Annotated in this window: 12 protein-coding genes; 11 read left to right on the top strand and 1 reads right to left on the bottom strand. The window is 40.2% G+C overall.

Annotation, left to right across the window (positions count from 1 at the left end; translation table 11 throughout):
* Positions 1-7 precede the first annotated feature (7 nt).
* From B9A58_RS00715 to B9A58_RS00675, 9 genes are all read left to right on the top strand, one after another.
* Positions 8-1,195, top strand: coding sequence for an efflux RND transporter periplasmic adaptor subunit (locus tag B9A58_RS00715; RefSeq protein ID WP_245826955.1), 1,188 nt, complete (start codon positions 8-10; stop codon positions 1,193-1,195).
* Positions 1,196-1,205: 10 nt separating this feature from the next.
* Complete coding sequence (locus B9A58_RS00710) at positions 1,206-1,805, top strand: methyltransferase family protein (RefSeq protein ID WP_084370507.1); 600 nt, start codon at positions 1,206-1,208, stop codon at positions 1,803-1,805.
* Complete coding sequence (locus B9A58_RS00705) at positions 1,805-2,602, top strand: cation efflux transmembrane domain-containing protein (RefSeq protein ID WP_185117750.1); 798 nt, start codon at positions 1,805-1,807, stop codon at positions 2,600-2,602. Before B9A58_RS00710 ends, B9A58_RS00705 begins: the two co-directional genes overlap by 1 nt.
* Positions 2,603-2,740: 138 nt before the next feature.
* Positions 2,741-3,160 carry an HYC_CC_PP family protein gene (locus tag B9A58_RS20840; RefSeq protein ID WP_084370505.1) on the top strand — a complete coding sequence of 140 codons (420 nt, stop codon included), beginning with the start codon at positions 2,741-2,743 and terminating at the stop codon, positions 3,158-3,160.
* 102 nt (positions 3,161-3,262) lie between these two features.
* Positions 3,263-7,063: an efflux RND transporter permease subunit gene (locus B9A58_RS00695; protein WP_084370504.1), complete on the top strand. Its 3,801-nt coding sequence runs from the start codon at positions 3,263-3,265 to the stop codon at positions 7,061-7,063.
* Positions 7,060-8,295, top strand: a complete 1,236-nt coding sequence (locus B9A58_RS00690) for a TolC family protein (protein WP_084370503.1) — start codon at positions 7,060-7,062, stop codon at positions 8,293-8,295. Before B9A58_RS00695 ends, B9A58_RS00690 begins: the two co-directional genes overlap by 4 nt.
* A gap of 1 nt (position 8,296) precedes the next feature.
* Positions 8,297-10,081, top strand: a complete 1,785-nt coding sequence (locus B9A58_RS00685) for an efflux RND transporter periplasmic adaptor subunit (protein WP_084370502.1) — start codon at positions 8,297-8,299, stop codon at positions 10,079-10,081.
* A 138-nt stretch (positions 10,082-10,219) separates the two neighbouring features.
* Positions 10,220-10,480 (top strand): heavy metal-binding domain-containing protein, encoded by a 261-nt coding sequence (locus B9A58_RS00680; protein ID WP_084370501.1) that lies wholly within the window; start codon positions 10,220-10,222, stop codon positions 10,478-10,480.
* A 58-nt stretch (positions 10,481-10,538) separates the two neighbouring features.
* Entirely contained in the window at positions 10,539-13,034 is a 2,496-nt protein-coding gene (locus tag B9A58_RS00675; RefSeq protein WP_084370500.1) for a heavy metal translocating P-type ATPase, read from the top strand.
* A gap of 56 nt (positions 13,035-13,090) precedes the next feature.
* Here B9A58_RS00675 and B9A58_RS00670 read toward each other — a convergent pair whose 3' ends face one another.
* Positions 13,091-13,321, bottom strand: a complete 231-nt coding sequence (locus B9A58_RS00670) for a helix-turn-helix domain-containing protein (protein WP_084370499.1) — start codon at positions 13,319-13,321, stop codon at positions 13,091-13,093.
* Between the two features lie 335 nt (positions 13,322-13,656).
* Between B9A58_RS00670 and B9A58_RS20290 the strand changes: the two genes are divergently transcribed.
* Both B9A58_RS20290 and B9A58_RS00660 read left to right on the top strand, forming a co-directional pair.
* Positions 13,657-13,911, top strand: a complete 255-nt coding sequence (locus B9A58_RS20290; protein WP_176214636.1) for a hypothetical protein — start codon at positions 13,657-13,659, stop codon at positions 13,909-13,911.
* Position 13,912: 1 nt separating this feature from the next.
* On the top strand, positions 13,913-14,677 hold the full coding sequence (locus B9A58_RS00660) for a metallophosphoesterase (RefSeq protein WP_176214635.1): 765 nt from the start codon (positions 13,913-13,915) through the stop codon (positions 14,675-14,677).
* Positions 14,678-14,683: the final 6 nt, after the last annotated feature.

Raw genomic sequence — 14,683 nt, 5'->3', positions numbered from 1 at the left:
AAGAAAAATGAGTATAACGAATATAAAATCAAAAATTCTCTTCCTACCAGTAGTGATATTGATGGTGGCTTGTGGAAAACCAACAGTTACTGAAAACAATGATCATGAAGAGAAAGAAGGGCATGGAGACAAGGTGCACTTTTCAGTTCAGCAATTCCAATCACTGGAGATGAAAGTAGATACGATTCCACGTAAGAACTTGTCATCCTATGTAGAAGCAAATGGCGAATTGGAGGTGCCGCCTCAAAATGAGGCTACTGTCACAGCCATTATTGGAGCCAATGTCTCACTTATAAAAGTAATAGAAGGTGACAAAGTACGAAAGGGGCAAGTTCTAGCCTACATCAGTCACCCTAATTTGATTCAGTTACAGACAGATTATGTTAACGCATGGAACCAATTTCACTACTTAGAAAAAGAGTATCAAAGACAAAAGAAACTCTATGAGGAAAAGGTTGGCTCAGGAAAAGAGTTTCAAAAAATTCAGGCCGAGTTTAAATCGATGGATGGTACGGTAAAAGGTTTAGAAGCTCAGCTCAGATTATTTGGGCTCAATACGGGTAAGATTCAAACAGGCAAAATTTATGAACAGGTGCCCGTGAAAAGTCCAATTGAAGGTTTTATTCGGTTAGTAGAGGTGAAAACCGGACAATATGTTCAACCTCAGACAGAAATGTTTGAGGTCGTCAATATTGATCATATTCATGCAGACCTGATGGTCTTTGAAAAGGATATGAGCAAGGTGAAAAAGGGTCAAAAAGTAAAATTCAAAGTAGAGTCGTCGCCAGATAAAGAGTTGGAAGCAGAGATATATTCTGTTGGCAAGGCGTTTGAACAAGATCCAAAAGCCATCCATTTACATGCGGAAATTGAGAACAAAGAAGGGCTACTCATTCCTGGCATGTACGTTCGGGGACGCATATTGGTTGACGAAGTTAAAGCTTATGCTCTACCTCGTCAGGGGGTCGCTCAAGAGGGAGAAAAATTCTACATATTTTCTGCAACAAAAGAAGATGAAGGAGGTGAAATAGAATGGGAATTTGAGCCCATTGAAGTGGTTTTGGGAACTGAAGATGATGGTTGGGTTGAAATTAAGCCACTTGAAACTTTGAATAAAAACAGTATTGTTGCCTGGAACAATGCCTACTATTTATTAGCAGAAATGAAGAAAGGAGAGGCGGAACACGAACACTAAAATTACAACAATGAATTTCTATCAGATATTCCTACCAATTGCGACACTAGTTTACTTGTTATTGGTCTTTGTTCTAAGGTCAGTTATTCTCTGGAAGCAGACGGGTGTAAACCCGTTTGTTTTCGGAAAAACAGATAAGGCGCATGGCTACATCGGACGTGTGTATAAATTAATGGTTCTGGGAACATGGATGTCCATTGGGTGTTATTCATTTTTTCCTGACCAATATCAATATCTTATTCCCATTGATTATTTGGAGTCTGATCCCTTGAGGGTTTCAGGACTTATCCTGTTAGTTCTTTCTTTTCTCTGGACTAGCATATCCCAATATCAAATGTCCAAATCATGGAGAATTGGAATTGATTATAATGAGAAGACCGAATTAATCAATCATGGACTATTCAACTATTCACGAAATCCCATATTTCTAGGCGTGCTGATTTCGTATTTGGGTACTTTTTTGATCATTCCAAATACACTTAGTTTTTCAATTCTATTTGTGACCTTTATTACTATTCAGACACAAGTTCGACTAGAAGAAGAGTATTTAGAAAATGTTCAAGGGCAGGATTATTTAAAATATAAAGCAAAAGTAAGAAGATGGCTATAATTCAAAAAAGCACATTCATAATTACAAAGATGGATTGCCCTTCTGAAGAGCAAATGATTCGAATGAAGTTGGAAGGCATTCCTTCTATTCAGCGGTTAGATTTTGAGCTTGCGAATAGAAGGCTTACGGTATTTCATACAGGGGAAGTCTCAGTTTTCGAACAAGAGATCTATGCTTTGAAATTAGACGCTACGCTTATTGATAGTATGGAATCAAATGATGAAATAAAAGAAGATAGCGATGACCATCTCCAAAAGAAAGCCCTATGGTGGGTACTTGGTATCAATTTCGGGTTTTTCATTATCGAAATGACATTTGGGTGGATTTCCAGATCGATGGGGTTGGTGGCTGATTCATTAGATATGCTGGCAGATTCCATAGTTTATGCATTGAGTCTCCTTGCCGTTGGAGCAGCTGTTGCCAGGAAAAAGTCCATCGCCAAGATGAGTGGGTATTTTCAAATCACACTGGCTGCCGTAGGTCTGATAGAAGTGATTCGAAGGTTTGTAGGAGTAGATGAAATGCCAGTTTTTCAAACAATGATCACCGTATCGTGCTTGGCTTTAATTGCCAATTCAGTCTCACTATACTTGATTCAAAAAACAAAGAGCAAAGAGGCCCATATGCAGGCTTCTATGATATTCACTTCGAATGATATCATCATTAATATTGGTGTGATCGTAGCTGGTCTATTGGTTTATTTCACTTCCAGTCCATACCCGGATCTAGTTATTGGATCGATGATATTTTTAATAGTTATCAGAGGGGCACTTCGCATTCTTAAACTTGCTAAATAATAATAAATGAAAATTTGATGTAAGTCTGTTCGTTACAAATTTCACATGAGTCAATTAGTATTCAGATTGAAAATTATGTAACGAATTCTTGTAATTATATAAATCTAAACCTTCTATAATTACGTATCTTTGGTTGTAGTGAGAAAATTTATATCCATATCGTTAGCAATTATTCTACTCGCAGGCAACTCAGGTTTCTCGTTGGCCACTCATTATTGTAGTGGTCTTGCTGTTGAATCTAAAGTTGTCCTTGGGCATAAAGCACTTGATTGCGGAATGGCTAATATGGATAAAGAGTGTGAAAACGATTCTCCGATTGGCACCCACATTAAAAAAGGGCCCTGTTGTGAGAATACATACCAGTCTCTTGATATAGAAGATGATTTCAAACCTTCTATTGTTCAGAGTAGTGTTAATGTTGAGTTTGTAGCTGCATTTATAATCACATTTCTTCACTTACCTATCTCCTCAATCAATGAAGAGGTTCAATACGCAAACTATTCACCCCCTCTGATCGATCAGGACATTTCTGTTCTGCATCAGGTATTCCGCATATAAGACCGCATAATATGATTTCTTAAACCTGGCATTTCTGTCGGGTCAAAAGGCTATTCGCCTTTTTGAACAAATTCTTTATGTTCAATTCTAATCATTCATATTATGCTGAATCGAATAATAAAATACTTTTTAGAGAACAAGCTCGTCACTTTACTTATTCTCATTGGCTTTATTGCCTGGGGCATAGTAACCGCTCCATTTGGCTGGCAGGTTGGAGCTTTGCCTTCTGATCCTGTCCCAGTTGATGCCATACCTGATATAGGTGAAAACCAACAAATTGTTTTCACTCCATGGCCAGGGCGTTCTCCTCAGGACATAGAAGATCAGATTTCATATCCTTTAACTACATATCTTTTAGGAATACCGGGAGTAAAGTCTATTCGGAGTTCTTCCATTTTCGGGTTCTCTAGTATCTATATCATCTTCAGTGAAGAGATAGAATTCTATTGGTCACGTTCACGTATTCTGGAAAAACTAAACTCCTTGCCTTCCGGGTTATTGCCGGATGCTGTACAGCCGGCACTTGGTCCTGATGCTACTGCTCTGGGTCAAGTCTATTGGTATACCATAGAGGGGCGGGATAAAAATGGAAATCCTACCGGAGGTTGGGATCTGCATGAGATTCGTACCGTTCAAGATTTCTATGTGAAGTATGGGCTTAACGCTACGGAAGGGGTTTCCGAAGTGGCTTCAATTGGAGGTTTTGTAAAAGAATATCAGATAGATGTTAACCCTCATGCACTGAAAGCATACAACATCCCATTGCATAAAGTAATGATGGCGGTTAAAAAATCTAATAGAGATGTAGGAGCCAAAACCATAGAGATCAATCAGGCTGAATATCTAGTGAGAGGTTTGGGGTATGTGAAAAAGGTAGAAGACATTGAAAAGGCTGTGGTCACTGTTCAGGATAATGTTCCAATCCGTATTCAAGATATTGGAGTAGTCAGTCTCGGCCCAGCTACCCGAAGAGGTCTTTTGGACAAAGATGGAGCTGAAGTCGTAGGTGGAGTAGTTGTAGCTAGGTATGGCTCCAACCCTTTGCAGGTGATCAACAATGTAAAAGACAAGATAAAAGAAATAGCACCGGGGCTGCCCAAGAAAATATTGAGTAACGGAATAGAAAGTCAATTGACCATTGTGCCTTTCTACGATCGCTCGCAGCTCATTTACGAAACATTGGGCACACTGGAAGAAGCCTTATCTCTGGAAATCTTGATTTCCATTTTGGTAGTCATTGTGATGGTTTTCAATTTGAGAGCCTCTTTACTTATTTCCAGTATCCTTCCCATTGCCGTCCTTATGGTATTCATCTCCATGCGGTACTTTGGTGTTGATGCGAATATAGTCGCATTGTCAGGCATTGCCATTGCGATTGGTACCATGGTCGATTTAGGGATTATTCTCTCTGAAAACATCATCAAGCACATTGATGAATCACCACCGGGCCAAAAACTTATTGATACAATTTACAATGGAGCGTCCGAGGTATCATCTGCAATACTCACCGCTGTTTCTACTACCATTGTCAGTTTTGTTCCAGTCTTTACGATGCAAGCTGCCGAAGGTAAACTGTTTCAGCCTTTGGCTTTCACCAAGACTTTTGCCTTGTTGGCTGCACTTATTGTAGCACTCTTCATTTTGCCAACACTGGCTCACTGGTTTTTTGGACTAAAGATCAAAAGAAAAAGTACAGCCATGTGGCTCAATATTGGACTGATTCTAATCGGCCTAATCGTATCGATCTTTCAAAGCATGTGGATGGGCATGGTGCTCATAGGATTTGGAGCATCTTATTTCATTCAGGAATACAGCCCAAAACAAAACTGGTTTACCCGTAATCTCACATTGATCATCTCGGTATTTACCGTCACTTGGTTGCTGGCCAAGTACTGGCTTCCATTGGGTGCGCAGCAATCCTTGATGATCAACTTCATCTTTGTGACGCTACTCGTCGGTTTGATCTTGGGCAGCTTTACCCTACTTGAAAGGTATTACAAACCTCTGCTTGGATGGTGTCTGGACAACAAACTCAAATTCCTATTAATCCCTTCATTCATTGTACTGTTTGGAGCTACGGCTTGGTTAGGTTTTGACAAAGTTTTCGGTCTGGTTGCAAAAGCAGCTGATGCTGTTAATTGGGATCTGAGAAGTTCAAAGGGTTGGTCAGGTTTGACGAGTACTTTTCCTGGTGTTGGTAAGGAATTCATGCCTTCTTTGGACGAAGGAAGTTTTCTTTTGATGCCTACTTCAATGCCTCATTCCGGCATTGAATACAACCGCAAAGTTTTGGGGCAATTGGACATGTTACTTTCCAATATCCCCGAGGTTGAGTTGGCTGTGGGCAAATTGGGTCGAGTAGAATCTGCACTAGATCCAGCACCTATTAGTATGTATGAAAATACTATCAACTATAAACCTGAGTACCTACTTAATAGGAAAGGACACAGAGTTCGATTTGAAGTAGACAAGGAAGGTAAGTTTATTTTAAAGTCTGGTGAAGCTGTCGCCCATAAAGAAGCACTAACTCAAGGAATCGTCTTTGATGATTTGACCGAAGATAGCAATGGGACGTACTTCCGAAATTGGCGCCCACATATCAAATCACCTGATGATATCTGGGAAGAAATTATCAAGGTGACGAAAATCCCAGGAGTAACATCTGCTCCTAAACTGCAGCCCATCGAAACCCGATTGGTCATGCTTCAAACCGGGATGCGTGCACCCATGGGAATCAAAGTATATGGGCCCGACCTGCTTACCATCGAAGCTTTTGGAATGCAGTTAGAAGGAATATTGAAGGAAGTCTCTTCGGTAAAAGCAGAAGCAGCATTTGCTGACAGAATAGTAGGTAAGCCGTACTTGCATCTGAATATTGATCGAGAGGAAATTTCAAGATATGGTCTGAATGTAGAAGATGTGCAACAGACCATTGAAACGGCCATCGGTGGAATGAAGGTAACGTCTACCGTGGAAGGTAGAGAACGCTTCCCAGTACGGGTGCGCTATCCAAGAGAGTTAAGAGATGATCCAGCCTCATTGAGTAAAATTCTTATTGCAACTCCTACTGGAGCGCAAATTCCGATGGGTCAGCTAGTAGATTTTGAATATGTCAGGGGACCACAGGCCATCAAAAGTGAAGAGACCTTTTTAGTGGGCTATGTTCTGTTTGATCGAAATGACGGTTATTCAGAAGTAAGTGTGGTAACTGATGCACAAAGAGCAATCCAGGAAAGGATTGATTCAGGGGATCTGAAGGTACCAGCCGGTATTAGCTACAAGTTTTCCGGCAGCTATGAGAATCAAGTAAGAGCAGAGAAAAGACTATCCATCATTGTACCTCTGGTTCTGGGAATTGTCTTTCTGATCCTCTACTTCCAGTTTGGTTCGGTTTCCACCTCACTCATGGTCTTTTCCGGAATAGCCCTAGCTTTTTGTGGCGGGTTTATCATGATTTGGTTGTACGGTCAGGGATGGTTTGCCGATTTCGCCGTGTTCGGAACTAATCTCAGAGACTTATTTCAGATGCATACCATCAACTTGAGTGTAGCTGTTTGGGTAGGTTTCATAGCTCTTTTCGGTATAGCCACCGATAATGGAGTTTTGATATCGACCTATCTCGATCAGAGCTTCACACGCAATAAGCCTGATACAGAAGATGGTATCAGAACATCAGTAGTTGAAGCCGGAGTAAGAAGAATCAGACCGGCATTGATGACAGCTGCGACCACTATGATTGCCTTACTTCCTATCCTGACGTCAACAGGTCGAGGATCAGACATCATGATACCAATGGCCATACCGTCTTTTGGTGGCATGGCTGTTTCGTTGGTCAGCATTTTCATCGTGCCTGTACTATACAGCCTCAGAGAAGAACGAAAACTTAAAAAACTACAATCATGAGAAAGAACATTATTATATCATTAATACTATCTGCTTGTAGCTTTTATGACCTTCAGGCTCAATCGTTAGTGGATTATTTCCATCAAGCTGCAGAGCATAATCCTGGACTTCAAGCCGAATACAAAACGTTCGAAGCGGCCTTGCAGAAGATCCCGCAGGCCAAGGCACTGCCAGACCCGACATTTTCAATTGGATATTTTCTATCTGCTGTTGAAACAAGAGTTGGTCCGCAAAGAGCAAAGTTTTCATTGACTCAGATGTTTCCCTGGTTTGGTACGCTCAAGGCCAAAGGAGATGCAACAGCACTATTGGCAGAGGCAAAGTATCAGGCATTTTTAGATGCGCGTAACCAACTCTACTATCAGGTGGCGGCTTCCTATTATCCATTGTATGAGTTGGAGCAATGGACTGCACTCGAACAGGAAAACATAGAGATACTGGAGTCCTATAAAACTATTTCAACAAAGCAGTTTGAGAATGGCAACGGTGCAATGGTTGACGTACTGCGAGTAGACATCATGTTGAAAAATGCAACTACTAATCTTCAAATTCTGAAAGAGAAGAAGAAGCCGTTAGTGGCTGCATTCAATGTATTACTCAACAGAAATGAAACGGAAAACGTGATTGTTCAGGACTCACTTGTGATCGAAACTCAGCGCAACGATTACCGAAGGGACAGCCTGCTTGCTGACAATCCAATACTAAAGGAAATAGACTTGAAATTGAAAGCAAGTAGGGAAATGGAGCAAGTTGCCATTAAGCAAGGACTGCCAAAGTTCGGTGTGGGACTAGATTATGCCATAGTAGGAAATAGATCGGATGTAGAACTACCAGATAATGGCAAGGACATTTTAATGCCTATGGTTTCAATGAGTATTCCCATTTTCAGAAGTAAGTACAAAGCTTCAGTAAAGGAAGCTCAGTTAATGCAGGAAAGCTATCAGTTCCAGAAAGGAGAATACACCAATAAGTTAATCTCCAACTATGAAACAATGGCATTTGAACTTAGCAAACAACGACAAATGATTGGATTGTACGATCAACAAATAGCTGAAACTCAACAGGCACTAAATCTACTATATACGGCCTATGGCAATTCAGGTATAGCGTTTGAAGAAGTACTCAGAATGCAGCAGCAACTATTGAAATATCAAAAAATGAAAGCCACTGCACTTACAAAATACCATACAGTATTGGCAAAAATCGATTACATCACAGCTAAAGATTACTAAGATGAACATCTCAATAAAAACACTAATTACCGTAGCACTCGCCACTTTAGTAGGAGGTTTATTGCTAGGTTGGCTATTCTTTGGAGGTTCAGAGAATGGCACAAAGGAAGAACACAATCATGCTACAGGGATAGCTAGTGAAACTACCTGGACATGTTCAATGCACCCACAAATAAGGAGCGATGAACCAGGTTCTTGCCCGATTTGTGGAATGGATTTAGTTCCTGTCGATCAAGATCAGGGGGAAGTAAATGCTATGGCCGTAAGCATGTCTCCAACGGCCATGCAATTGGCCAATATATCTACTGAAGTAGTAGGGAAAATGAGACCCATCAAATCCCTTAGGTTAAATGGTAAGGTACAGGAAGATGAAAGGCTAGTCTACTCTCAGTCTTCTCATATTCAGGGAAGAATTGAAAAACTTAATGTTAATTTCACTGGTGAATATGTGCGCAAAGGCCGACCCATTGCCTATATCTATTCCCCCGATTTGGTCACAGCTCAGGAAGAACTCTTTGAAGCAGTAAAGATCAAGGATAGTCAACCAGCGTTGTATCAGGCCGCCAGAGGAAAACTTAAAAATTGGAAGCTGACCGATAGACAGATTGACGACATCATTAGCAGTGGAAAACCGATAGATGAGTTTCCCATCAATGCGGACATTTCTGGATATGTAACACAAAAGAAAGTGAACCTTGGGGATTACATCAACAAGGGACAGTCCATTTATGAAATAGCCAACCTTTCCAAGGTTTGGGTGCTATTTGATATCTACGAAAGCGATATGGCTTGGGCAAAAAAAGGGGATCTGGTGACCTTTACAATCGCCTCATTACCAGGAGAGGAATTTGAAGGTCAAATAACCTACATAGATCCTGTAATTAATCCTAGAACAAGGGTAGCCAAAGCAAGGCTGGAGGTTAACAATAAAGGCTTAAGACTAAAACCTGAGATGTTTGTCTCCGGTACTTTGGAAGCGCAACTATCTTCTGGTAGCTCTGATGCTGTGATCATTCCTAAAACGGCAGTAATGTGGACGGGCAAAAGATCAGTGGTCTATGTCAAGGAAACAACGGGCAACGGCATAAGCTTTTTGATGAGAGAGGTGAAATTAGGGTCGACTTTAGGAACCAGCTACATCATTGAAGAAGGCTTAGAGCAGGGAGAAGAAATTGCTGTCAATGGCACCTTCAGCATCGATGCTGCAGCACAATTAGCAGGAAAACCGAGTATGATGAGTCCTGAAGGAGGGCCTGTGATGACAGGCCACAATCATGGAGGATCAACAACGATAGCTTCAAAGCCTTCGATTCAAGAACAAAATAAAAAGGTAAATGTTAACACCAAAGCCAAGGAAGCTTTGAAGCCCTTGTTGATGGATTATTTAAAAATCAAAGACGCATTGGTCAATGACGATTTGGAAGGTGCGAAAAAGGCAACAACCTTGTTTCAGGACGGCTTAGGCAAGATAAATATGTCAGTTTTTACTGGCCAGTCGCATCAGATATGGATGGACTACAGTAGTGAGGCAAAAGAGGCAATGCAACATGCAGCGCATTTTCAGAACTTAGGGGAAATGAGAAAAGCTTTTCAGCTATTGTCCAACTCCATGATCGGCCTAGCAAAATCCTTTGTTCCATTAGAGAAGGATATTTATGTCCAGCACTGTCCAATGGTAGATAATAATAAAGGAGCAGATTGGCTCAGTCTTTCAGACGAAATCCAAAACCCCTATTTCGGAGCGGACATGCCCACTTGTGGAGAAATAACAGAAACTATAAAATGAAAGAGTGTTGTAAGAAAGGGGATGTAAAACCTCAATCCAAACTAAAAATATGGGCTACTCGAATCATCTGGGGGATTGTGATCCTCCTGGTGATTACTATAGCCACAATTCAAATGTTTAACTATTAAAATTCATAAAATGAAAAAGTCAATTTTAACATTAACAGCTTCGATACTTATTCTATGGGCTAGTAGCTTATATCTGACAGGATGTAGCCAAAAAAGGAATGAAGCTAATCATGAAAACATGATGGAAGAATCATCAGAGAGCAAGGTCTATGCCTGTCCAATGCATCCGGAAATAGTAGGTAAACAGGGAGACAAATGCTCGAAATGTGGGATGGCACTAAAAGAATCTGATAGAACTAGTAATTCAGATCATGAAAACCATAAACACTAGAATTAATTTTTAGGCTATGAAGTAGGAAAATATAAATTCAAATATTCAAAGTACAAATATGAAACATACCTATCAAATTACTGGAATGACCTGTGAAGGATGCAGAGGCCATGTTGAAAAAATTTTGGGCCAAGTTCCAGGAATCACAGAAGTCTCGATTGATTTAGGCAAGGGAGAGGCGATGGTCAAAATGGATAAACATATACCAATTGAGCTTTTGAAACAAGCACTTAAAGATGACGGTGGCCGATACGATATTCATCCTCAAGGAACACATACCCAGACCCATCACCCCATGCCTGAAATCAAACAAAAGGATATGGATAGCACTGGAAAATACTATTGTCCAATGCTTTGTGAAGGGGATAAAAAGTACGATAAGCCTGGCGATTGCCCTAAGTGCGGTATGGATTTAGTGAAAGAAGAAGCATCGTCAAGTTCCGGGACCATCTATACTTGTCCAATGCATCCCGAGATTGAACAGGACCATCCTGGTTCTTGTCCCAAATGTGGAATGGACTTAGAACCCAAAGAGGTGTCAAGTGAAGACGGTGCAGAGGAGCAGAAAGCATATAAGAACATGCTTGCCAAATTCTGGACTTCAGTTGCTTTTACGCTTCCGGTATTTTTCATTGCCATGAGTGATATGATTGGTGTAACACTTTCAGGAATCAGGAACGAAGAAACATGGGGTTGGGTACAATTTGCCTTGAGTACTCCTGTCATTTTTTACTCTTGTCGGAATTTCTTTATTAGAGGGTACAAGTCTATTGTCAATCGTTCTCCAAATATGTGGACATTAATCACCCTTGGAGCTGGAGCAGCGTACCTTTTTAGCATTTTTGCTTTGATATTCCCTGAAATTTTCCCTGATCAGTTCAAAACTGAAGGAGGAGTTGTGCACTTATATTTTGAGGCAGCAGTCGTTATTCTAACGCTGATTCTCTTGGGACAATTACTAGAAGCGAAAGCAAGGAGTCAAACGAACTCAGCTATCAAGGAATTACTCAACCTGGTACCGCCTGAAGCAACTGTAATCAGAGATGGTGTCGAAATGATCATTCCTATGGAGCATGTTAAATTGCATGACATTATTAAAATTAAGCCTGGAGAGAAGATACCCGTTGATGGAGAAATTACTGAAGGAAAGAGCAGTATTGATGAATCTATGATTACAGGAGAGCCCATTCCGGTTGAGAAGTCTGAAGGAGCTAATGTCATTGGTGGCACGATCAATGGTACCAGTGTATTTCAAATGAAGGCACTTAAGGTAGGAAGTGACACATTGCTAGCGCAAATCATCGATATGGTTAACAAGGCCAGCCGAACTAAAGCACCAATCCAAAATTTGGCAGATAAAGTCTCGGGTTACTTCGTTCCAGTTGTAGTTGGCATTGCCATTCTTTCATTTATTGTTTGGGCTGTTTGGGGTCCTGACCCAGCACTGGTCTATGCTTTTACCAGTGCAGTAACTGTTTTGATCATAGCATGTCCATGTGCATTAGGATTAGCAACTCCAATGTCCATTATGGTAGGAACCGGTAAAGGTGCCAAACAAGGAATCTTAGTAAAGAATGCTAGCGCCATAGAGGAAATGCATAAAGTAACAACGTTGGTCATTGATAAAACTGGGACTATTACTCAAGGCAAACCAACACTGCAGCATGTTGAGTCTTTAAACGATAAGTATACCACGCAAGAGATTCTTACATTGGCTGCTTCTTTGGAACATAACAGCGAACACCCGCTAGCTCATGCAATTGTTTTGGGCGCAGAAAAAAAAGGATTTAAAATTCAGCGTGTTGATGATTTTAACTCGATTACCGGCAAAGGAGTAACGGGAAAGGTTGCTGAATTGAATGTGGCTATAGGTAACAGTAAATTGTTAGAAGAATTCAACCTGCGGTTAGAAACCAAATTTAATGAAGAAGTAGAGAAACGACAGCTAGAAGGTGAAACCGTAATGTTTGTTGTTATTTCAAAATCTATCGTTGGGTTTATTAGTGTAGCCGATTCCATCAAAGAAGCATCTGGTTTAGCCATAAAAACACTTCAGGACCAAGGTTTAGAGGTAATAATGTTAACCGGAGATAACAAGAATACTGCGCAAGCAGTAGCTAACAAATTGGGTCTAGATGGCTACGAGGCTGATCTTCTACCAGAACATAAATATGAAAAGGTAAAGGAACTTCAGAGAGAGGGAAAAATAGTAGCCATGGCAGGAGATGGTATCAATGATGCTCCAGCCTTAGCCCAAGCCAATGTTGGCATTGCCATGGGAACAGGTACAGATGTAGCCATTGAAAGCGCAAGTCTTACACTAGTAAAAGGGGAACTTGATGGGATCGTCCGGGCACGTAAGCTTAGTACAGATGTCATGCGTAACATTAAGCAAAATCTGTTTTTTGCTTTTGTCTACAATACGCTGGGAGTGCCGGTAGCTGCAGGAATTTTATTTCCATTTTTTGGCCTTCTACTTAGTCCAATGCTTGCCGCTTTGGCAATGAGTTTGAGTTCGGTTTCAGTTATTGGAAACAGTCTTAGGCTTAGATGAAATGGAATAGACGTTTTTTGATTGAATGGAGCTAATTGAAAATTAGTTAAATCTAGTCAAGCAGCTTCCTCAATTTTCTTTACAAATTCATTTGGTAGATAGCCTAATTCTTTGGCTATTCTAAAAATCACAGACAGGGAAGGTTGTCTTTTGCCTGTTTCTAAAAGAGAGATATAAGTAGGATGTAGGCCAGCTTTAAATGCAAGCTTCTCTTGCGATATTGATTTCTCAATACGCAGCTTTTTTAAAGTCTTACTATACGCCGCTATGATCTGTTTGTCCTCCATTTATGGAGACCAAAGTAGATTATGCGAAGACTGCTATCCACAGACTATAGTCTGTGGATGTAATTTAGTTTTTATATCTTGACCGCCATTTTTAAGCAGAATAATTTGATTATGGAATTAGAACAGTTTGTTAAGGCGAGAACTGAGCCAAAGAGTAGTAAGTATAGGACGGTAAATTTGGATGAAGACTTACATTTATTTCTCAAAAGAACTGCCAATCACTATAATATAGCCTTAGCTGATTTAACATATAATATTTTAGCTCACTGGAAAAGACAATATCAATCCGATATCAATAGAGATATTATGAACCAATTTCGAGATTGAATTTAGTTATGACTGGCAAAAATGAGCTAAGACCAGTTCTTGTAAACGACAAAGGAAAAAGCATAAAGGGATTCTTTCATCGTTTCGTTTACAAGCTGGCAAATTACCACAGTGAGACTCATGTACTCGTAGAACTTGAAGATGGAAGATTAAGGTACTTTGAACCTTTTTATGTTCAATTCTCTGATAGAAAAAAGAACTCAGATAAGTCAAATAATGACAAATGCGAAAAGCCAAATAAAAAGAAAGAAGAAACGCCCTAATATGAGATTTCAATACGCATCTGATCTCCATGTCGAATTTGACGAAAACTATCACTTTCTTATGCGGAATAAGATAAAGCCTGTAGCTCCGTATCTGATTCTGGCAGGTGACATAGATATCATTTCAGGTGGTCAAGTCACTCGACCCGAGTTTTTTCAATACTTATCCGACCATTGGCAGGAAGTATATATTATTCCAGGAAATCACGAGTTTTATAAAAAAGGAAATGTTGCAGCTTCATTTAACCTAGAACTCACCATCTACACGAATGTTCGATATTTGAATCATCAGGTGGTTACCATTGAAGGAGTAGATTTAATATTCACCACACTTTGGTCAAGAGTCAACACCTCTTTAATCAAATCACACATTGCTGATTTCAGACAGTGCAAATACGCAGATGGTCCATTTAAATACACTCAGCATGATAACCTTCATGGGAAAGCAGTTACCTGGCTCAACAAAGTACTGAGTCTCGATAAGAAACGCCCTAGAGTTGTGGTTTCCCATTTTGTTCCATGTCAGCAAGCGAATGGCTATCCAAAAAGTAATGACAATTATTTAGGACCTATTATCAACCGGTACTTCGTAGCGGATCTAGAAAACCGAATCCGAGACTGGGATATCGACTACTGGATCTATGGCCATAATCATTGGAATAAAGATGTAGATATACTTGGGGTGAAGTTTATATCTAACCAATTCGGCTACAGTTTTCAAATGGAGCACACGGATTTTGAGTATAAAAAATGTGTTGAATTGTAATATCGG

Source organism: Reichenbachiella faecimaris, from assembly GCF_900176375.1.
Classification (GTDB): domain Bacteria; phylum Bacteroidota; class Bacteroidia; order Cytophagales; family Cyclobacteriaceae; genus Reichenbachiella; species Reichenbachiella faecimaris.
The sequence above is the reverse complement of the archived record's forward strand: the minus strand, read 5'-3'. Positions and strand labels throughout refer to the sequence as shown.